The sequence below is a fragment of the Spirochaetota bacterium genome, assembly GCA_035477215.1.
Classification (GTDB): domain Bacteria; phylum Spirochaetota; class UBA4802; order UBA4802; family UBA5368; genus MVZN01.
In genome coordinates this window covers 117732-138062 of sequence record DATIKU010000053.1, presented here as the reverse complement: position 1 = coordinate 138062, position 20331 = coordinate 117732, and the positions used below count along the sequence as shown (strand labels likewise).

At 52.9% G+C, this 20331-nt stretch carries 28 protein-coding genes; all 28 read left to right on the top strand.

Going from position 1 to position 20331, the window contains the following annotated elements:
• The first annotated feature begins 2 nt into the window (after nt 1-2).
• Complete coding sequence (rpoC, locus tag VLM75_13400) at nt 3-4199, top strand: DNA-directed RNA polymerase subunit beta' (protein HSV97912.1); 4197 nt, start codon at nt 3-5, stop codon at nt 4197-4199.
• A 137-nt stretch (nt 4200-4336) separates the two neighbouring features.
• On the top strand, nt 4337-4711 hold the full coding sequence (gene rpsL, locus VLM75_13395; protein HSV97911.1) for a 30S ribosomal protein S12: 375 nt from the start codon (nt 4337-4339) through the stop codon (nt 4709-4711).
• Between the two features lie 42 nt (nt 4712-4753).
• A complete protein-coding gene (gene rpsG / locus VLM75_13390; GenBank protein HSV97910.1) occupies nt 4754-5224 on the top strand; it encodes a 30S ribosomal protein S7 in 471 nt (156 codons plus the stop codon).
• Nucleotides 5225-5306: 82 nt separating this feature from the next.
• Entirely contained in the window at nt 5307-7394 is a 2088-nt protein-coding gene (gene fusA / locus VLM75_13385; GenBank protein HSV97909.1) for an elongation factor G, read from the top strand.
• Between the two features lie 278 nt (nt 7395-7672).
• Nucleotides 7673-8887, top strand: coding sequence for an elongation factor Tu (gene tuf, locus VLM75_13380; GenBank protein HSV97908.1), 1215 nt, complete (start codon nt 7673-7675; stop codon nt 8885-8887).
• A gap of 148 nt (nt 8888-9035) precedes the next feature.
• The gene (gene rpsJ / locus VLM75_13375) at nt 9036-9344 is read left to right on the top strand and encodes a 30S ribosomal protein S10 (protein HSV97907.1); all 309 of its coding nucleotides are present in this window, start codon (nt 9036-9038) and stop codon (nt 9342-9344) included.
• Between the two features lie 84 nt (nt 9345-9428).
• Complete coding sequence (gene rplC, locus VLM75_13370; protein ID HSV97906.1) at nt 9429-10046, top strand: 50S ribosomal protein L3; 618 nt, start codon at nt 9429-9431, stop codon at nt 10044-10046.
• Between the two features lie 11 nt (nt 10047-10057).
• Nucleotides 10058-10684, top strand: a complete 627-nt coding sequence (gene rplD / locus VLM75_13365) for a 50S ribosomal protein L4 (GenBank protein HSV97905.1) — start codon at nt 10058-10060, stop codon at nt 10682-10684.
• Between the two features lie 2 nt (nt 10685-10686).
• Nucleotides 10687-10971 carry a 50S ribosomal protein L23 gene (rplW, locus tag VLM75_13360; protein ID HSV97904.1) on the top strand — a complete coding sequence of 95 codons (285 nt, stop codon included), beginning with the start codon at nt 10687-10689 and terminating at the stop codon, nt 10969-10971.
• Nucleotides 10972-11008: 37 nt separating this feature from the next.
• On the top strand, nt 11009-11833 hold the full coding sequence (gene rplB, locus VLM75_13355; protein ID HSV97903.1) for a 50S ribosomal protein L2: 825 nt from the start codon (nt 11009-11011) through the stop codon (nt 11831-11833).
• Between the two features lie 3 nt (nt 11834-11836).
• Nucleotides 11837-12124 (top strand): 30S ribosomal protein S19, encoded by a 288-nt coding sequence (gene rpsS / locus VLM75_13350; protein ID HSV97902.1) that lies wholly within the window; start codon nt 11837-11839, stop codon nt 12122-12124.
• Nucleotides 12125-12137: 13 nt separating this feature from the next.
• Entirely contained in the window at nt 12138-12476 is a 339-nt protein-coding gene (gene rplV, locus VLM75_13345; protein ID HSV97901.1) for a 50S ribosomal protein L22, read from the top strand.
• A gap of 18 nt (nt 12477-12494) precedes the next feature.
• Nucleotides 12495-13175 (top strand): 30S ribosomal protein S3, encoded by a 681-nt coding sequence (gene rpsC, locus VLM75_13340; GenBank protein ID HSV97900.1) that lies wholly within the window; start codon nt 12495-12497, stop codon nt 13173-13175.
• A gap of 14 nt (nt 13176-13189) precedes the next feature.
• Nucleotides 13190-13600 carry a 50S ribosomal protein L16 gene (gene rplP, locus VLM75_13335; protein HSV97899.1) on the top strand — a complete coding sequence of 137 codons (411 nt, stop codon included), beginning with the start codon at nt 13190-13192 and terminating at the stop codon, nt 13598-13600.
• Between the two features lie 19 nt (nt 13601-13619).
• Nucleotides 13620-13829, top strand: coding sequence for a 50S ribosomal protein L29 (rpmC, locus tag VLM75_13330; protein ID HSV97898.1), 210 nt, complete (start codon nt 13620-13622; stop codon nt 13827-13829).
• Nucleotides 13830-13855: 26 nt separating this feature from the next.
• Complete coding sequence (gene rpsQ / locus VLM75_13325; GenBank protein HSV97897.1) at nt 13856-14116, top strand: 30S ribosomal protein S17; 261 nt, start codon at nt 13856-13858, stop codon at nt 14114-14116.
• Between the two features lie 9 nt (nt 14117-14125).
• Nucleotides 14126-14518: a 50S ribosomal protein L14 gene (gene rplN, locus VLM75_13320; protein HSV97896.1), complete on the top strand. Its 393-nt coding sequence runs from the start codon at nt 14126-14128 to the stop codon at nt 14516-14518.
• A gap of 13 nt (nt 14519-14531) precedes the next feature.
• On the top strand, nt 14532-14852 hold the full coding sequence (gene rplX, locus VLM75_13315) for a 50S ribosomal protein L24 (GenBank protein HSV97895.1): 321 nt from the start codon (nt 14532-14534) through the stop codon (nt 14850-14852).
• Between the two features lie 10 nt (nt 14853-14862).
• Nucleotides 14863-15411, top strand: coding sequence for a 50S ribosomal protein L5 (gene rplE, locus VLM75_13310; GenBank protein HSV97894.1), 549 nt, complete (start codon nt 14863-14865; stop codon nt 15409-15411).
• A gap of 5 nt (nt 15412-15416) precedes the next feature.
• A complete protein-coding gene (locus tag VLM75_13305; protein ID HSV97893.1) occupies nt 15417-15602 on the top strand; it encodes a type Z 30S ribosomal protein S14 in 186 nt (61 codons plus the stop codon).
• Between the two features lie 28 nt (nt 15603-15630).
• Complete coding sequence (gene rpsH / locus VLM75_13300) at nt 15631-16032, top strand: 30S ribosomal protein S8 (GenBank protein ID HSV97892.1); 402 nt, start codon at nt 15631-15633, stop codon at nt 16030-16032.
• Between the two features lie 23 nt (nt 16033-16055).
• The gene (gene rplF, locus VLM75_13295; protein ID HSV97891.1) at nt 16056-16601 is read left to right on the top strand and encodes a 50S ribosomal protein L6; all 546 of its coding nucleotides are present in this window, start codon (nt 16056-16058) and stop codon (nt 16599-16601) included.
• Nucleotides 16601-16966 (top strand): 50S ribosomal protein L18, encoded by a 366-nt coding sequence (gene rplR, locus VLM75_13290; protein ID HSV97890.1) that lies wholly within the window; start codon nt 16601-16603, stop codon nt 16964-16966. Before rplF ends, rplR begins: the two co-directional genes overlap by 1 nt.
• A gap of 12 nt (nt 16967-16978) precedes the next feature.
• Complete coding sequence (gene rpsE / locus VLM75_13285; protein ID HSV97889.1) at nt 16979-17494, top strand: 30S ribosomal protein S5; 516 nt, start codon at nt 16979-16981, stop codon at nt 17492-17494.
• Nucleotides 17495-17507: 13 nt separating this feature from the next.
• On the top strand, nt 17508-17696 hold the full coding sequence (rpmD, locus tag VLM75_13280) for a 50S ribosomal protein L30 (protein HSV97888.1): 189 nt from the start codon (nt 17508-17510) through the stop codon (nt 17694-17696).
• Nucleotides 17697-17710: 14 nt separating this feature from the next.
• A complete protein-coding gene (gene rplO, locus VLM75_13275; protein HSV97887.1) occupies nt 17711-18175 on the top strand; it encodes a 50S ribosomal protein L15 in 465 nt (154 codons plus the stop codon).
• Between the two features lie 9 nt (nt 18176-18184).
• Nucleotides 18185-19534: a preprotein translocase subunit SecY gene (secY, locus tag VLM75_13270; protein HSV97886.1), complete on the top strand. Its 1350-nt coding sequence runs from the start codon at nt 18185-18187 to the stop codon at nt 19532-19534.
• A gap of 30 nt (nt 19535-19564) precedes the next feature.
• A complete protein-coding gene (gene map, locus VLM75_13265) occupies nt 19565-20329 on the top strand; it encodes a type I methionyl aminopeptidase (GenBank protein ID HSV97885.1) in 765 nt (254 codons plus the stop codon).
• Nucleotides 20330-20331 lie beyond the last annotated feature (2 nt).

The window sequence follows — 20331 nt, the reverse complement described above, 5'->3', positions numbered from 1 at the left end:
CCATGAGGGATTTTAACGATTTCAACTCGATGCAGATACGACTTGCCTCTCCGGACCTTATTCGAGACTGGTCGTATGGAGAGGTAAAAAAACCTGAAACGATCAACTACCGCACGCTCAAACCCGAGCGCGACGGGCTTTTCTGCGAGAAAATATTCGGCACCACCAAGGAGTGGGAGTGCTATTGCGGCAAATTCAAGTCGATCCGCTACAAGGGGGTCGTGTGCGACCGTTGCGGCGTAGAGGTGACCCACTACAAGGTGCGGCGCGAGAGGGGCGGGCATATCGAGCTGGCCTGTCCGGTCGCCCACATCTGGTACTACCGCTCGGTGCCTTCGCGCATGGGTCTTTTCCTCAATATGACGGTGAATTCGCTCAAGTCCGTCCTGTATTATGAGAAGTATATTGTTATCGAGCCCGGAGAGGCGGATGCTGACAACATAAAGAGGGGTGATGTTCTCGACGAAGAGAGCTTCAATTTCTATTACGAAAAATACGGTGACACCTTCATCGCCGAGATGGGGGCATCCGCCATAAAGGAACTTCTGCTCAGGATCGATCTTGATGAGGAATCGAGGCTGCTCCGGGCCGAGATCATCAACAAGGAATCCAGGGTCGACAAAAAGCTCATCAAAAGGCTCGAGATCATCGAGGCCTTCCGCGATTCGGGAAACAAGCCCGACTGGATGATACTCGAAGTGATACCGGTAATCCCTCCGGAGCTGCGCCCGATGGTACAGCTGGACGGCGGACGTTTCGCAACCTCCGACCTTAACGACCTATACCGCCGGGTCATCAACCGCAACAACCGCCTGAAGAGGCTCCTCATGCTCAGAGCGCCCGAGATCATCGTTCGCAATGAGAAGCGGATGCTCCAGGAGGCCGTGGATGCGCTCTTCGACAACAGTCGCAGAAAGCGCGCGGTGAAAGGCAAGGGAAATCGTCCGTTGAAGTCGATCTCGGACATGCTGAAAGGCAAACAGGGCCGCTTCCGCCAGAACCTCCTCGGCAAGCGCGTGGACTATTCCGGCCGCTCGGTTATCGTCATAGGCCCCGAGCTGAAACTATACCAGTGCGGTCTTCCCAAGAAAATGGCCATTGAGCTTTTCAAGCCGTTTATAATGAAGCGGCTGGTCGATAAAGACTATGTACAGAATATAAAATCCGCCAAAAAGATGGTGGAAAACGAGCGCCCGGAAGTCTGGGAAGTGCTCGAAGAGGTGATTTCCGAGCATCCGGTGCTTCTCAACCGGGCGCCGACGCTTCACAGGCTCGGCATACAGGCCTTCGAGCCCATAATAGTTGAGGGGAAGGCCATACGCCTGCATCCGCTTGTGTGCCACGCGTATAACGCCGACTTCGACGGCGACCAGATGGCCGTTCACGTTCCGCTGTCGCCCAAAGCCCAGCTCGAGTGCTGGACGCTCATGCTATCCGCCAACAACCTGCTTTCGCCGGCGAACGGCCAGCCTATCGTAACGCCGACCCAGGACATCGTTCTGGGGATCTTTTACCTTACGATGGAACTGCCCGAAGCGGCCGGTACCGGCAGCTATTTCGACGAGGAGAGCGAGATGCTTCGCTCGATCGATTGCGGGCAGATCAACATACGCTCCAAGATCAAGTACTGGACGGACGGGCGATTTGTCGAGACCACGGCGGGCCGGCTGCTTTTTAACAACATCCTTCCCGACGGTTACCCCTTTGTCAATACTGTGGTGAACGACAAAGACCTTTCAAAAATCATCTCGAACATTTTTCGCACTTACGGACCGACCGCGACGGTCAAGGTCCTTGACGACATCAAGGAGGCGGGTTACAAATACGCGACTCTTTTCGCGCCGACCATAAGCGTGTCCGATATCGTCGTTCCGTCCAAAAAGCCCGAGATCATCGCCGAGGCGGACAAGAAGGTGGAGGAAATCGAGAACGAGTACCGGAACGGTTACATCACCAATGAAGAGCGCTACAACAGGGTGATCAACGTCTGGACCAATACGAATGAAATAATCGCCGACAACATGCTCGAAGAGCTCGAAAAGGACCGCAATGGTTTAAATCCCATTTATCTCATGGCGCAGTCCGGGGCAAGGGGCTCCAGGCAGCAGATTCGCCAGCTGGCCGGGATGCGCGGCCTTATGGCGAAACCATCCGGCGAGATTATCGACGTTCCCATCCGCGCGAACTTCCGCGAGGGACTCACGGTGCTCGAATACTTCATCTCCACCAACGGCGCCCGAAAGGGACTGGCGGATACCGCGCTCAAGACGGCCGACGCGGGTTATCTGACGAGGAGGCTGGTAGACATCGCGCAGGACGTCGTGACAACAATGGACGACTGCGGCACCACGGTCGGCATCGATCTAATACCGATCAAGGAAGGGGACGAGGTGATCGAATCCCTGGGCTCGCGCGCTCTCGGAAGGACCCTTCTCTACGATCTTGAGAATCCGGTTACCGGAGAGTTGATCTACAAGGCCGATGAGATCATCACCGAGGAAGTGGCCGCGAAGATCGATGAGCTCAACATCGATTCGATCGAGATACGATCCGTCCTTACCTGCGAGGCGCGCCATGGCGCGTGCTCGAAGTGTTACGGCCGAAATCTCGCGACCGCGCGCCCCGTCGATATCGGCGAGGCGGTAGGGATCATCGCGGCCCAGTCTATCGGCCAGCCCGGCACGCAGCTCACCATGAGAACCTTCCATATCGGCGGCATCGCGTCGCGCTCTGTGGAAGAAAGCGAGGTCAAGCTCAACTACGCCGTTTACCTGAAGAACCTGACGTTCCGCACCATTCGTACAGAGGACAAAAAAACCATATCGGTACGGCGCGGCTACTTGGTTGTACAGCGGGTGGTCGCCGAGATTCACCTGAAGGGGGATGCCGAGCCAGTGGTCAACGAAGGCGACAAGATTTATGCCGGTTCGATCGTTGCCAGAGATCCGTCAGGCGAGGGTATTGCCGCGAAAAATGCGGGGCTGATTAAAATAGAGAGGAAAAAGATATACGTTCTCGGGGATCCGCACTCGATTCCCGTTAATGTCGGTACCGAGATATACGCGAAAGAGGGCAGGTTCTACGATCGCAATGAGATGCTGGCGTCGTTCGACCCGTGGCTGGAGCCGATCATCACAGAGGGATCCGGACGCGTGGAGTTCGTCGACATCGAGCTGAACAAGAGTCTCAGGGAGGAGATGGACCACCTCACCGGCAACATGAAGCGTGTCATCGTCGAGTACAAGACCGAGAAACTTCAGCCACGCTTCGACATTTTTCCGTCGTCGGGAGAGCCAACGACGTACCTTCTGCCCAAGGGCGCGCACCTCATGGTGAACAACGGCGAAACCGTAAAAGCCGGTGCCATTCTCGCGAAGATACCGCGCGAGGTTGAGAAGACAAAGGACATTACCGGTGGTCTTCCCAGGGTGGCCGAGCTGTTCGAGGCGCGCACCCCGCGCGACGCGGCGACCCTTTCGGAGATCGACGGCACAGTCACCATCGGTGATACGGTGAAGAACAAGCGCAAGATTATCATTGCCGGCGAGGACAGGGGCGAGAAGGAATATTCGATTCCTTCGTCGAAATTCCTGCGAGTGCTCGACGGCGATTGGATAGGGAAAGGGGAAAAGATCGACGACGGTCCGATCGATCCGCACGATATTCTCGCCATTAAAGGGCCGAGAGATCTGCAGAAGTTCCTCGTTAACGAGATACAGGGCGTTTACCGCCTACAGGGCGTGGCGATCAACGACAAGCATATCGAGATCATCGTGCGGCAGATGCTCCGCAAGGTGAGGATAACGGAGCCGGGAGACACAACTTTCGTAATCGAGCAGATTATAGACAAATTCGATTTCATCGATGAAAACGAACGGGTCTTGAGCGAGGGCGGAAAGCCGGCCACTGCGATCCCGGTTCTGATGGGTATAACCAAGGCGGCGCTCAATACCGAGTCGTTTATCTCCGCGGCATCCTTCCAGGAGACAACCCGTGTGCTTACGGACGCTGCGATAAAGGGGAAGGTGGACCGGCTCCGCGGGCTTAAGGAGAACGTTATCATTGGCCACCTTATCCCGGCGGGGACCGGTGTGAGGGAATACAACAGAATCGATGTTTACCAGAACGAACCCGGAGACCTCGATGGCGCACAACCGGAAAAACCGGTCGAGGTTGAGGAGCTGCCTGTCGAACAATAAAATTCTTGACAAAAGAGGGCTATAATTTCAAGGGTTAAGCTCTCGCCGAGTGAGATTCTCTCTGTCTGCGTTTCGCCGGGCATCTCGCCCGGCCGCCGGAAGCGGAGATCATATACGGTCATTATAGAGGAGCAACGATGCCAACTATCAATCAGCTTATTCGTATTGGAAGGGAGAGCAAAAAGAATAAGTCCAAATCTCCCGCCCTGAAGTCGTGTCCGCAGAAACGGGGGGTTTGTACCCGCGTAATGACCGTCACCCCCAAGAAGCCGAATTCGGCGCTTCGCAAGGTTGCCCGGGTGCGTCTCACCAACGGTATCGAGGTGACCGCATATATTCCCGGTATCGGGCACAACCTGCAGGAACACTCGGCGGTGCTGGTGCGCGGCGGCAGGGTCAAGGACCTTCCAGGCGTTCGATACCATATCGTCCGCGGGACACTGGATTCACTCGGGGTAGACTCACGAAGGAAGAGCCGGTCGAAATACGGTTCAAAGCGGCCGAAGGCCTGACGGTCATGATGAAATCATAGAAGAGCGAGCAAAGAGGAAACAATGCCACGGAGAAGAAGACCCATAAAGCGCGAGGTGCTGCCCGATCCCAAGTTCGGCAGCGTCCTTATCACCAAGTTCATCAACTGCATGATGTTCGAGGGGAAAAAGGGAGTTTCGGAGACGATATTCTACAAGGCGATGGATATACTCGAACAGAGGGCCAAGAAGGATCCCGTCGAGGTGTTCATGCAGGCGCTTGAAAACGTAAAGCCCGTCGTCGAGGTCAAGTCGCGGAGGGTCGGCGGCGCCACCTATCAGGTTCCGATTGAGATACGTCCCGAACGTCGGCAGGCGCTGGGCATACGCTGGATAATCAATTATTCGCGTTCGCGCTCCGAAAAGACAATGTTTCAGAAGCTTGCGGGCGAGCTGATGGACGCCTATAACAATACGGGCACGACCATCAAGAAAAAAGAAGATACGCATAAGATGGCCGAGGCCAACAAGGCCTTCTCGCATTACAAGTTCTGATTTGAAAAGCATATTAGTGCGGAATAAATACCAGGGAGAACCCCTGGTATTTATTTATAGCGATACCGAGTGAAGGCGGCACATGGGAAGGGAGCTTCCATTAAGTCGAACAAGAAACATCGGCATCATGGCACACATCGATGCAGGTAAGACCACGCTTACCGAGCGCATGCTCTATTACACCGGAAAAACGTACAAACTGGGGGAGGTGCACGAGGGTACGGCGGAGATGGACTGGATGATCCAGGAAAAGGAGCGGGGTATCACCATTACAGCGGCCGCCACAACGACCATGTGGAAAAATACCCGTATCAATATTATAGATACCCCGGGACACGTCGATTTCACCATGGAGGTAGAGCGGTCACTCAGAGTGCTCGACTCCGCGATCGCAGTGTTCGACGGTGTCGCTGGTGTCGAGCCCCAGTCGGAAACGGTATGGCGCCAGGCCGACCGGTATAACATCCCGAGGATTTGCTTCGTCAACAAGATGGACCGAATCGGAGCCGACTATGATCGCTGCCTGTCGATGATACGGGAAAAGCTGTACGCCCGGCCCTTGCCCCTTCAGATGCCGATGGGTTCCGAGGACCGTTTCGCCGGGGTTGTTGACCTTGTACGGATGAAGAGTATCGTGTGGACAGACCAGCTCGGTGAACACTTTGAGGAGCGGGAAATCCCGTCCGAGTTCGCGGAAAAGGCAGGGGCATACCGCGAGCAGATGATTGAAGGCCTGGCCGAATACAGCGATGAGATAATGGAGGCCTTTCTTGAGGGCGGCGACATAGGCGAGCCCGTTGTCCGCAAGGCCATACGGGAGGTGACGCTGGCGTCGAATTTCTTTCCGGTGTTTTGCGGGAGCGCGCTTAAAAACCGCGGCGTCCAGCCGCTTCTCGACGCCATCGTCGAATACCTCCCTTCTCCAAAGGATGTCAAACCGGTGGAGGGGCATAATCCCAATAAGCGTGACGAAGTGTTAATGTACGAGGCGAACGACAGGGGGCCGTTCTCCGCGCTCGTTTTTAAAATAATGTCGGACCCCTACGTTGGAAGGCTGTCGTATGTGCGTGTTTACTCGGGGCATATGAAGACCGGGGATGTGCTCCTGAATGTATCGGACAATAAAAAGGAACGTATTGGAAGAATCCTCCGAATGCATGCCAACGACAGGGAGGAGGTTTCCGAAGTGTATACGGGGGACATCGTCGCCCTCGTGGGGCTGAAGGCGGCGCGCACCGGCGACACTCTCTGTGACGAGAAGTCGCCGATACTACTGGAAAAAATGCAGTTCCCGGATCCGGTTATATCCATCGCCATAGAACCCCGAACAAGGGCCGATCAGGATAAAATGAACGCGGCGCTCAGGCGGCTCGAGGACGAGGACCCGACATTCAGGGCTAAAATTGATGAAGACACCGGCCAGAACCTTATTTCCGGCATGGGTGAGCTCCACCTCGAAATAATCATAGACCGGTTGACGCGCGAATTCAATGTAAGCGCCAATATCGGCACGCCTCAGGTGGCCTACAAGGAAACCATCACCCGGAAAGTGGAGATGGAGAACCGCTACGAACGGCAGATCGGCGGGAAAAACCAGTTCGGCCATGTCGCGCTTGTACTGGAGCCCGCAAAACCCGGCTCCGGGATACAGTTCGAAAGCAGGCTTAAGCCGGGCATTATCCCGGACTCATTTATCGCGGTTATAGAGAACGGAGTGCGCGACGCCATGGAGGCGGGAGTTCTTGCCGGCTACCGGATGGTCGATGTAAAGACGACGCTGGTGGGCGGATCGTTCGATGAGACGGATTCGGTCGATATGGCGTACAGGATCGCGGCGACCATGGCGGTGAAGGACGGCTCGAGGAAGGCGGAACCAACCCTTCTTGAGCCGATAATGAAGCTCGAAGTGGTGGTTCCCGACGAATACATGGGAGACATCATCAGCGATATCAACGGCCGGCGGGGGAAGATCGACGGAATTCACATGCAGGGGCAGCTGAGGGTTATAGGTGCCCACGTACCGCTCTCCGAGGTCTTCGGTTATGCCACGGGCGTACGCTCGTTGAGCCAGGGAAGGGCCTCCCATACGCTGCAGTTCAGCCACTATGACCAGGTGCCAAAGACCATTACCGATACCATCGTGGCACGGCTCGTGGGAAGGCTCTATTAAGTCAGGTTTATAAGGCCGGGGGGGGGCGACGGCGCCGGCCTTAAAATAATATTAATTAGAATTAATTTGTTGACAGAATAGGCTCATATTTTTTAAATTCATACACTCGGTTTTCGTATTCACGGGCGAGGATGTCCTGTTCGTTTTCTGGACCCCTATCCTCTTTTACTAGTAAATAGCACAATACCACCGGTATTCGGATTGCGCGGAGGACCGGTTGAATGCCGTGTATAGCGCGGGTATCATCTATCGACGAATAATTTTTAAGGAGAATTACAATGGGAAAGGAAAAATTCGACAGGTCAAAACCCCATGTTAATGTAGGGACGATTGGGCATATCGACCATGGCAAGACCACATTGACATCCGCCATCACCAAGTGTCTTACCGCGGCGATTGGTGGAAAGAACAAGGCGGTCAATTATGACCAGATCGATAACGCTCCCGAAGAAAAGGCGCGCGGAATAACGATCGCCACTTCGCACCAGGAATATGAAACCAAGAACAGGCACTATGCCCATGTCGACTGCCCGGGCCACGCCGACTATATCAAGAACATGATCACCGGCGCCGCCCAGATGGATGCGGCCATTCTGGTGGTTGCGGCCACCGACGGCCCCATGCCCCAGACAAAGGAACATGTTCTTCTCGCACGTCAGGTTAACGTTCCCTATATTATCGTCTTTCTCAACAAGGTCGACCAGCTCGATCCGGCCGACCGCGCCGAACTCATCGAACTCGTCGAGCTTGAAGTCCGCGAGCTTTTGAGCAAGTACGAATATCCCGGCGAAGAGGTTCCGATAGTGCCCGGCTCGGCGCTTAAAGCCATGGAGTGCGGTTGTGGAAAAGCGGACTGCGAGGCCTGCGGGCCGATTCTAAAGCTCGCCGATGCGCTTGATAACTATATTCCGACACCGGAGCGCGCGAAAGACAAACCCTTCCTTATGCCGATCGAAGACGTTTTTTCGATTACCGGCCGCGGTACGGTCGTAACGGGAAGGATCGAGCGCGGCATAGTGAAGACCGGCGAGGAAGTCGAGATCGTCGGATTTGTCGATACGAAAAAGACGGTTTGCACGGGAGTTGAGATGTTCCGTAAGATCCTCGACGAGGGGATGGCCGGAGATAACGTTGGATGCCTTCTTCGCGGCACCGCGAAAGAGGATGTTGAACGCGGCCAGGTGCTCGCGAAGCCCGGTTCGATCACTCCCCACAAGAAATTCCTTGGAGAAGTTTATGTTCTCTCGAAAGAGGAAGGCGGCCGCCACACTCCTTTCTTCAACAATTATCGTCCCCAGTTCTATTTCCGGACAACGGACGTGACCGGTATGATATACCTGCCTGAAGGCGTGGAGATGGTTATGCCTGGTGATAACATCACGATGACGGTGGAGCTCCTTACGCCGATCGCGATGGAAGAGACCCTCCGGTTTGCCATCCGCGAGGGAGGTCGGACTGTCGGTGCAGGGGTTGTGACCAAGATACTTGAATAAATTGTAAAAATAACTTGAATAAATAGGCCTGTGCCTGAATAGTTGTCCGGCCGCGTCTTATTGCGGCCGGCAGTTGTTATGATGCACGCCTTTACGTTTCGATCTGACAAAACAAGCTAAGTTAGGACAGGATACTACAGTGGCGAAGATTACAGGGCAAAAAATTAGGGTCAAGTTGCGGTCTTTCGATGCCAAGCTGCTGGATCAGTCAGCGGCAAAGATAGTCGCGACGACGAACAGGAGCGGTGCGCGGGTAGCGGGGCCGATTCCGCTACCTACCAAGATCGAGAAGTTCTGCGTTTTACGGTCGCCGCACGTCAATAAAAAGTCGCGTGAGCAATTTGAGATACGCACTCACAAGCGCCTGATCGACATCATCGACCCGAACTCCGATACGGTTGAGGCGCTGATGAAGCTCGAACTCCCCGCCGGTGTCTCTGTTGATATAAAATCCTGAACCCGGGCTTGCGATTTTCACATATCGGGTATGTTTCTGTGAAGCTGATAGGGAACAATTCTCTTAAGAGTATGGGTTAGTGCGATGAAAAAGGCGCTTATTGGAAGAAAGATCGGGATGAGTCAGTATATAGCCGAGGACGGTACCATGGTACCGGTTACGGTCTGTGAGCTGGGCCCCTGCGTAGTCGTGCAAAAGAAGACACCTGAAAAGGACGGTTATTCCGCGCTCAAGCTTGGGTTCAAAGAGATTAAGGAGCGCAAGGTGACCAGGCCGATTTTAGGAGATTTCAAAAAGAGAAACATCATCCCCGTGAGCGTTATGGGTGAGGTCGAGGTTTTCGACGATTCCCTTGACGTGGGAAGCGTCCTGACCTGCGAGATCTTCGCCGAGAACCAGGTGGTAAATGTTACTGGAATAACGAAAGGGAAGGGCTTTGCCGGCGTCATGAAGCGGCACGGGTTCAGCGGTGGCCGTAAGACGCATGGTTCCGATTTCCATCGCGCTCCCGGTTCCATCGGTGCGCATACTTTTCCGGGAGAAGTCTGGAAAGGGCAGAAGATGCCCGGCAGGGACGGCGGAGAGAGGGTAACGGTTAAGAACCTGAAAATCGTCAAGGTACTAAAGGAAAAAAATATCGTTCTCATCTCCGGGGCGGTACCGGGGCGCAAGGATTCCCTGATCACAGTCAAAGAGAAGTAGGCAGGCGCGTAATGATCCTCGATAAATTATCAAAAGACGGAAAGGTGGTCGGACAGGTTGAGCTGGACGACCGCGTTTTCAACGCAAAGATTAATGATGTCCTTATATACGAGCTTGTGAAGGCGGCGAACGCGAACCTTCGCCAGGGCACGCACTGTACGAAAGAGCGTTCGTTTGTAAGAGGCGGAGGCGCCAAGCCGTACAAGCAGAAAGGCACCGGAAGGGCGCGCCAGGGAAGCATCAGGGCGCCGCAGTGGAAGGGGGGGGGCACTATTTTCGGTCCCCATCAGCGTGATTACAGGATAGAACTCCCGAAGGGCATGAGGGGCGCCGCTTACCGTGCGCTGCTCTCGCTCAAGGCAAAAGAGGGCTCCATAAAGGTTGTCGAGGATTTAAAGGTCGAGAGCGGCAAGACCAGAGAGATCGCGGTGATTGGCAAGGCGCTGAACGTCCAGAAGGGTGTACTGATCACCGACAGCGAAGACGCGATGCTGAAGCGAGCCTTGCGCAACATCCCATGGTTTGTTTATAATAATGTTCAGAGGATCTCCGGAAGGGACATCTTTTATTCGAAAACGCTCATTCTTACCGAGGGCGCCGTGAAGTACCTGAACGAGAAGTACACAAAAGGTGAATAGCAATGGATTATAACGACGTAATTATACGGCCGGTTCTTTCAGAAAAGAGTACCGAGCTTTCCGAGAGCGCAAAGTACGTTTTTCGGGTGTCACTAAAGGCCAACAAGCACATGATCAAAAAGGCGGTTAAGGAAATATTCAACGTTACCGCCGAGAGGGTAAACGTGATGATTGTGCGGGGAAAACAGAAGAGGGTTCGCCACCAGTACGGCATAACGACCGCGTGGAAAAAGGCGATAGTGACGCTTAAAGAAGGCGAGAAGATAGACCTCTTCGAAAACCAGTGACGCCGGGTGCCGCAAACGAAAGAACAGGAAAACTGACATGGGAATTAAAAAATTTAAGCCGGTTACGAATACAAGGCGTTTTCAGACGGTTCTGACCAAGGAGGAGATCACCTCCGACAGTCCGTACAAACCGCTCTGCGTCGGGAAGAAAGAGTTTGCGGGCAGGGGCCACAACGGAAAGATATCCGTACGCAGACGCGGCGGCGGACACAAGCAAAAATACCGAATTATCGATTTCAAACGGAATAAATACGATATCGAAGGACGCGTGGCAACAATAGAGTACGATCCCAACAGATCGGCGAACATCGCGCTTATCGCATACGCTGACGGGGAAAAACGGTATATAATTGCGCCGATGTCGCTCAAGGTTGGAGATGCGATTGTCTCGGGCGAGAACGCCGAGTTCAAGGTGGGCAACTGCCTCCCGCTCAAGAACATTCCGGTCGGCACGAATATTTACAATATTGAACTTCACCGAGGCAAGGGCGGCCAGATAGTCAGATCGGCCGGAACGAGTGCGCAGATAGCCGCGCGTGAAGGCGATTATTGCATGGTGAAGCTCCCCTCCGGCGAAATCCGGAAGATCAATAAAGAGTGCTATGCAACTATAGGTGAGGTCGGCAATAAGGACCATGTAAACGTAACGATCGGAAAGGCGGGAAGGTCGCGCTGGCTGAACAAGAGGCCGAAAGTACGCGGCGTTGCAATGAATCCGATTGACCACCCGCTTGGTGGCGGCGAGGGCAAGTCTTCGGGCGGACGTCATCCGGTGTCGCCCACCGGCATGCCGACGAAGGGGTATAAGACGAGAAAGAAGAAAAAGTACAGCAATTCCATGATCATAAAGAGAAGGAAGTAAGCCATGGCTCGTTCTATCAAGAAAGGCCCGTATATTGACATCAAACTCTTCAAGAAGGTAGAAGAGATGAATTCAACCAATACGAAGAAGGCCCTGAAAACCTGGTCCCGGCGTTCGACGATTTTTCCTGAAATGATCGGGCATACGCTGATGGTACACAACGGGAAAAATTTTATCCCGGTATATGTCACCGAGCAGATGGTGGGGCACAAGCTTGGCGAATTCGCGCCGACCCGTACCTACCGGGGACATACGAGCAGGGACGACAAGGTAGCGAAGAAGAAGAAATAGGCGAGGAATTATGATGGAAGCCAAGGCAATATCAAAATATCAGAGGATTTCGTCCCAGAAGGCACGCCTCGTTGCCGATGAGATCAGGGGTTACTCGTTTCCTGAGGCTGTCGACGTGCTCAAGGCGGTTCCCCGCAAGGCGTCAAAGCTTATCTTAAAGGCCCTGTATTCCGCGGGTGCCAATGCGAAGTACAAGAAACCGGATCTTCTCGAGAAGGATCTCTTCATAAAGAAAATAACCGTGGACGAAGGGCCCACGATGAAGCGTTTCCGCGCCCGCGCCCGCGGACGGGCTTCCAGGCTCAGGAAGCGGACAAGCAGCATCGTTGTCATTTTATCGAACGAAAACTAAGAGGTACGGAAGGACGCTATGGGTCAGAAAGTTAATCCGACGGGTTTTAGAGTCGGCGTCAACCGCACGTGGGATTCTGTATGGTACGAGGAAAAGAAGCTGTATGCGAAGAATTTGCACGAAGACCTCGCCATCCAGCGCCATGTTCAGGCGAAGCATAAAAACGCCGGGATATACAAGGTGGCGATAGAACGCTACCCGGACAGGGTGAATATAAATATACACGCTTCCAGACCGGGACTTCTCATAGGAAAGAAAGGTTCGGACATTGAGATACTGAAGGGTGAGCTCCAGAAGATATCCTCGAGAAACATCTATATCAATATCAACGAAGTCAAAAAGCCCGAAAAGAACGCGAAGATTGTAGCCGAGCAGGTGGCGTCGCAGGTAGTAGGACGATTTCCATACAGACGCGCGGTCAAGCAGGCGATCGCCGGCGCGATCCGCGGCGGCGCCCTCGGCATCAAGGTCGCAATTTCGGGACGATTGAACGGGGCGGAGATTTCGAGAGCGGAGTCTTACAAAGAAGGAAGGATACCGCTTCATACGCTTCGCGCGGATATCGACTACGGAACGGCGGAGGCCCTTACGACCTTCGGGCTGATCGGAATAAAGGTATGGATATATAACGGCGATATACTTTCCAAGAAAGAGGAATCGGACGAGGACAAGTATACCGTTAAAAGGAAGACGAAGTAAGCGAGGATGTTGCCATGTTAATGCCCAAAAGGACTAAATTCAGGAAGTTGCAGCGCGGCAGGATGAAGGGCAAGGCCTTTCGCGGATCGACGATCTCCTTCGGGGAGTTCGCACTGAAATCCATGGAGTGCGGCAAGATTTCGAGCAAGCAGATAGAGGCCGCCCGTGTGGCCATTTCGAGAAAAGTTAAACGCGGCGGAAAACTCTGGATCAGGATTTTCCCGGATTATCCGGTCACCAAAAAACCCGCCGAGACCCGTATGGGCAAGGGGAAGGGCAATCCCGAGGGTTGGGTGGCGATCATCAAACCTGGAAGAATCCTGTTCGAGATTGCCGGGGTAAACGAAGATCTGGCGAAAGACGCATTAAGGCTGGCGGCTTTCAAGCTTTCGGTAAAAACGAAGATAATAGGGATCGAAAAGTAACAGGCACAGGGATAGAAACATGAAGGGAAAAATCGAGGAACTCAACATGGGAGAGCTCGACAAAAGCATGCGCGAGGCGAAGGAAGAAATACGCAAGCAGCGCTTTAAAAGTGTTACCAGCAAGGTCGATAATCCCAAGAGGGTGAGCACGCTCAGGAAACATATCGCGCGGATTTTGACGCTCAAGAGGGAATACGTGCTCGGCTTACGGACGCCGAAAGGGAAATAACAATTCATCAGGAGCGTTAGTGTTTCATGGAGACCGCGAAAAAAAACAAGAAGCAGATCGTCGGTAAAGTGGTGAGCAACAAGATGGACAAGACCATCGTTGTTGAGATAAAAAGGCTCATGATGCACTCACTTTACAAGAAATCGGTCAGGATGACGAAAAGGATCAAGGGCCACGATGCGAAAAATGAGTGTTCCATCGGCGACCTTGTGAGAATAGAGGAAACGAGGCCGCTTTCGAAGGACAAGCGGTATCGTCTGGTCGAGATAATCGAGAAGGTGAAGTAGGGGTTTGTCATGATCCAGGTACAAACGATGTTGAATGTCGCCGACAACAGCGGCGTGAAAAAAGTGCAGTGTATAAAGATACTCGGCGGCACGCGAAGACGCTATGCCACGGTCGGCGACATCATCGTGGTGGCCGTGAAGGACTCTCAGCCTTCTTACGGATTGAAGGATTCGACCGGCAAAAAGGTGCACACGAAGGCGGTTCTTCGCGCGGTTGTCGTCCGGACGAGCAAGCCGGTAAGAAGAAAAGACGGATCGTATATTCGTTTTGATGACAACGCGGTGGCGATAATCGATGCCAAGAACGAGCCCAAGGGTTCGCGTATTTTCGGGCCGGTGGCCAGGGAGCTTCGGGATCGGAATTTTCTGAAGATCGTTTCCCTTGCTCCGGAAGTACTATAAGAGGCAATGAGCAATGGCAAGCACGAAGTTAAAGAAGAACGATAATGTCGTTGTGATATCGGGCGCTGACAGGGGTAAAAAAGGGAAAATACTCTTCGTCGACATATCAAAGGGGCGCGCGGTGATAGAGGGCATAAACAAGAAGAAGAAGTTTGTCCGCCCGTCGCAGGAAAATCCCAAAGGCGGGGCCATCAATCTCGAATATCCGGTTAATATCTCGAAGGTGATGATATTTTGCGAAAAATGCAAAAAGGGCGTTCGGGTGGGAATGGAGATAAAGGATTCCGGCAAAAACCGGGTATGTAAAAAATGCGGTAAGAGTCTGGACAAGTAGGGTGAATGCGATGGCTGCACGGCTTAAGGTCGATTACGACACGAACGTAAAAAAGCGGCTTATGGACCGCTTAAAGTATAAATCGGTGATGCAGGTGCCGAGGCTCGAGAAGATCGTTCTTAACGTCGGCATGGGCGACGCCCATGCGAATCAGAACGCCATCAATGCCGCAATAGAGGAGCTTACGAAAATCTCCGGTCAGCGGGCGGTGAAGACCGTGGCCAAGAAATCGATCGCCAACTTTAAAATAAGGGAAGGATACGATGTCGGATGCCGAGTGACGCTGCGCGGTGCCGTGATGTTCGAATTCCTGGACAGGCTTATCAATATTGCGCTGCCAAGGGTCAGGGACTTCAAGGGGCTTTCGGCGAAATCCTTCGACAATTTCGGCAATTATAATTTTTCTATCAGGGAACAGATCATTTTTCCGGAAATTGATTTCGACAAGGTTGACAAGATTCACGGAATTAACATCACAATTGTGACTACATCCAAGTCCAAAGAAGAAACGAAGGCATTGCTCGACGAGTTTAAAATGCCGTTCAGGGAACAGGGGTGATAGACGTGGCCAAAACATGCATGATCGCTAAAAGCATTAAGACTCCGAAGTACGACGTGCGCAAGCACAACAGGTGCAAGATTTGCGGAAGGCCCCGCGCATACATGAGGAGATTTGATATGTGCAGGCTGTGCTTCCGTAAGCTTGCCAACCAGGGGAAGGTCCCGGGTGTTACCAAATCGTCATGGTAAAAAATCTATTTAGTGGAGCAGTGGTATTATGAGCAGCGTTTCCGACCCCATTTCCGATATGCTGACAAGGATGCGCAACGCTGTAAAGGCGGGGCATCTGAAGGTCGATATTCCGTCATCAAAGATGAAGGTCGCGATTGCGAGGATACTTAAAGACGAGGGTTTTATAAAGAACTTCAAGCTGATCGATGATAATAAACAGAAACTCTTGAGGGTATACCTCAAGTACGGTACGAGCAGCCAGTCGGCTATGCTCAGCCTTAAACGGATCAGCAAGCCCGGGCGGAGAGTATACATAGGCGCCGAAGATTTGCGTCCTGTTTATAACAATGTGGGCATATGGATTCTTTCAACCTCGAAAGGAATTATAACGAACAAGGCCGCCAAGAAGCTTAATGTGGGCGGCGAAGTGGTGTGCGAGATTTCATAACGCGAGACAGTGAGTGAGCTGACATGTCAAGAATAGGGAAAAAGATCATTCCGATCCCCGGCGGCGTTACCGTGGATGTAAAGGATCGCAGCGTAACAATCAAAGGCCCGCTTGGGACTGAGGCGATGGAGCTTATGCAGGGGATCGAGCTGAAGCTGCAGGCTCAGGAGGTGGAGGTCCTGACGAATCCTAATTCGGGAGTGGAGAAGCTGGACGCCATTCACGGGCTTTCGAGGGCGCTCCTTGCCAATATGGTAATCGGTGTTTCGAAGGGATTCGAAAAGGATCTCGAGATCGTTGGTGTGGGCTACCGCGCCAGCCAGCAGGACAAAAATGTCGTTCTCCAGCTGGGATATTCGCACAATATAACGTACACTCCTCCGGCGGGTATAACCGTCCAGGTACTGGAACCGACAAAGCTGAAAGTTACGGGAATCAACAAACAGGTTGTCGGGCAGGTGGCGGCGAACATCAGGGAGCTGCGGTCGCCGGAACCCTATAAAGGCAAGGGAATCCGCTATAAAAACGAAAAGGTGCGGAAAAAAGCCGGTAAGACAGGTAAAAAATAATGGATAAAATACGACTTAAAAAAAAGCGATATGCCCGCAGGCGGTTGAGCGTTAAAAGAAAAATCCGCATTGTCGCCGGCCGCAAGCGGATTTGCATATCGAGGAGTAACAAGGGGTTTTACGCACAGATTATCGACGATGTTGCAGGGCATACCGTCCTGGGTATGTCGACTTTGAGTCCGGAATTCCCCCAGATGAAAAACCGCGGCAACAAGGAGGCGGCAACGACGCTCGGTAAACTTATTGCAGGCAAGGCGGTAGAGCTCGGCGTTAAGAAGGTCGTGTTCGACCGCAACGGCTATCTGTATCACGGCAAGGTAAAGGCATTCGCCGACGCCATGCGTGAAAATGGTCTGGAATTTTAAGGGTGGTTTCTGATGAAGGTGCTTAGGAAGAAAATCAAGAACGACGGTCTGGAACTCGTTGAGAAAGTCGTCACAATCAACCGCGTAGCGAAGGTGGTGAAAGGTGGAAGGCGTTTTTCTTTCAGCGCGCTGTCGGTGGTAGGAGACGGCCAGGGACATATCGGAGTCGGTTTCGGCAAGGCCAATGAGGTTCCCGACGCGATACGAAAGAGCGTGGAAGCGGCAAAGAAAAACGTATATAAAGTCAACAGAACAAAGAACACCATTCCTCATCAGGTAATTGGCAAATTTAAATCTGCGCGCGTCATTCTAAAGCCCGCATCGCCCGGTACAGGAATTATTGCGGGTGCGTCGGTGCGTGCGGTCATCGAACGAGCGGGAATACACGACGTACTTGCAAAAGTTCAGGGCTCGCGCAACCCGCTCAACGTGGTGAAGGCCACAATTGATGGGTTGATTCAGTTAAGGAGCCTCAGAGAGGCCGCCGATCTGCGTGAAATCCCGTTGAACAAATTATGGGAAGCCTGACGAGGTGGAGCACATGGCGAAAAAGATAGAAGTAAAACAGGTAAGAAGCAGGAACGGAAAAAAGCCGGACCAGCGCAAGACTCTGACCGCGCTTGGCCTGAGAAGGATGAATGCGGCAAGGATTCACGACGACAACCCGGTGATTCGGGGGATGATCATGAAGGTGAACCACCTCGTTGAAGTCAGGGAAATAAAAAAGTAGAGAGCACGTGAGACATGGAAGAGCGTTATACACTGAAAAAGCCCGCATCGATTAAAAGCAGAAAAAGAGTGGGGCGTGGAATGAGCAGCGGCCATGGCAAAACGAGCTGCCGGGGTCACAAAGGCCAGATGAGCAGATCCGGGGCGAAACGGCGCGCATGGTTCGAGGGCGGCCAGATGCCTCTGCAGCGCAGGGTCCCCAAGCGCGGTTTCAATAATCTGTTCAGGCTGGAGTTTGTCGTGGTCAACCTGACGGAACTGGGAAAGATCGACGCCGCGGAAATAGACCGTGAATTGCTTCAGAAGCGCGGACTTGTCAAGGGAAAGAACAGTGCAATCAAAATCCTGGGAAATGGATCGATCGACAAAGCCATGACCGTTTACGCCGATGCGTTTTCCGCCACGGCCAGAGAAAAGATAGAAAAAGCGGGCGGCAAGGCTATTGTCGGCCAGCCGGCAGCGCAAAAGCAGGAAAGCTAAGGGGTCCCAATGGCCAGCGCGATAGTCAATGTATTCAAAATTCCGGAACTCCGCAGAAGGATACTTTTTACTTTGTTCATACTTATCGTATACCGGATAGGCGCGCATATTCCCATACCCGGCATAAATGTTGACGCGCTGAAATCGTATTTCGACCAGGCCGCGAAGAGCAGCCAGGCGGGAGGACTTGTCGATTTCTTCGATCTGTTCGCAGGGGGAGCGCTCAAGCGGTTTACGATTTTTGCGCTTGGAATAATGCCATACATTTCCGCTTCGATCATAATGCAGCTTTTAACGGTAGTCATACCTCAGCTTGAGCGGTTTTCCAAAGAAGGCCCCGAAGGCCGCAAAAAGATCAATCAATATACCCGGTACGGGACTGTTCTGTTATGCGCCATTCAGTCCATGGGGCTTACTTTCTGGATGAAATCGATGGTGTCGGCGAAGGGCGCGGTGGTGCCGAAGGACGCGGGGATCGGTTTTATTATTGTGACCGTTATGGCGATTACCACGGGCACCATGGTACTCATGTGGCTCGGCGAGGTGATTACCGAGCGCGGGATAGGAAACGGAATTTCCTTGATAATATTTGCCGGTATTGTCGTAAGGGTGCCTGCCGCCGTGATGGACACATGGCAGCGGGTAGTGGATCGCAGCGATCCTATTATCGGCATCGTACTGATGGGAATTTTCGTGATGGTGGTGGCGGCGTCGATTCTTCTGACACTGGGCATACGTAAAATCCCGGTTAATTATGGCAAACGAGTGGTCGGACGGCGCATGGTGCAGATGTCGTCTCAGGCGATCCCGCTGAGGGTGAATGCGGCTGGAGTGATACCGATCATTTTCGCTTCCTCCATCATTTTGTTCCCGGCGCAGATAAGCAATATGCTGGGTGGCAGTGAGTATGCGATATTACAGAGGCTGCAGTACTGGCTTTCGCCCGGCCACGGCGTTTATATGTTCATGTACGCCATTCTTATAATTTTCTTCTGCTATTTTTACACGGCGATACAGTTCAATCCGGTGGATATTGCGGATAATCTTAAAAAATACGGTGGATTCATCCCCGGGATCAGGCCGGGTCCGAACACTGTGGATTACATTACGCGTATACTGAACCGCATCACGCTTTCCGGGGCGATTTTTCTCGCGCTGATCGCCATTTTCCCGGACTTTATTATCCGGATATGGCCGGAGGAAGTATCGCATGAGATGGCCTATCTTTTCGGTGGAACGTCGCTGCTTATTATTGTCGGCGTTGCGCTGGACACGCTCAAGCAGATAGAGTCGCAGCTGCTTATGCGTCATTACGACGGCTTTATAAAAAAAGGACGGATCCGCGGGAGGTACCAGTAAAGGCTTCTTCGACGGGTATGCGGGCGGGCATTGGGTATTTATATTTATAACAAAGAGCAGATAAAAAGGATTGAAAACGCCTGTCTGATAGCCGCAAGCGTGCTTGACGAAATAGAGACGATCATCGGCGCCGGCGTTTCAACCCACGAAATCGACACCCTTGCTCGAAGCGCAATCAGGAAATCCGGTGCGTCCCCCGCGTTTCTCGGATACAAGGGATTTCCCGCGGCCGTATGCACCTCGATAAACGAGGTGGTGGTTCACGGGATTCCGAGCAGGGATACACGGCTTAAAAGCGGCGATATCATCGGAATTGATATCGGTGTTTATTATAAAGATTACTATGGAGATACGGCGCGAAGTTACGCGATCGGTTCGGTCGGCGAGGATATCGAAAGCCTCCTCAATGTAACGCGGGAATCTCTGTACAGGGGCATCGAAAAAGCGGTGGCGGGCAACAGAGTTTCGGATGTGTCCCATGCCGTTGAGGCCCATGTTACCCGTTTCGGGTTCGCACCTGTTGAGGAGTTTGTCGGACACGGCATTGGAAAGAATCTCCACGAGGAGCCGTCGATTCCGAATTTCGGTGATGCCGGGAAGGGGCCGAGAATCAGGGAGGGGATGGTCTTCGCGATTGAGCCGATGATAAACGCTGGGGGTCGCGATGTTGAGGTACTGGGCGACGGTTGGACGGTGATTACGAGGGATCGCAGGTTTTCGGCGCATTTCGAGCACACGGTCGCGATCGTTGACGGAAAAGCTCAAATTTTGACGAGTGGTAAAAATTTTAATTGAAA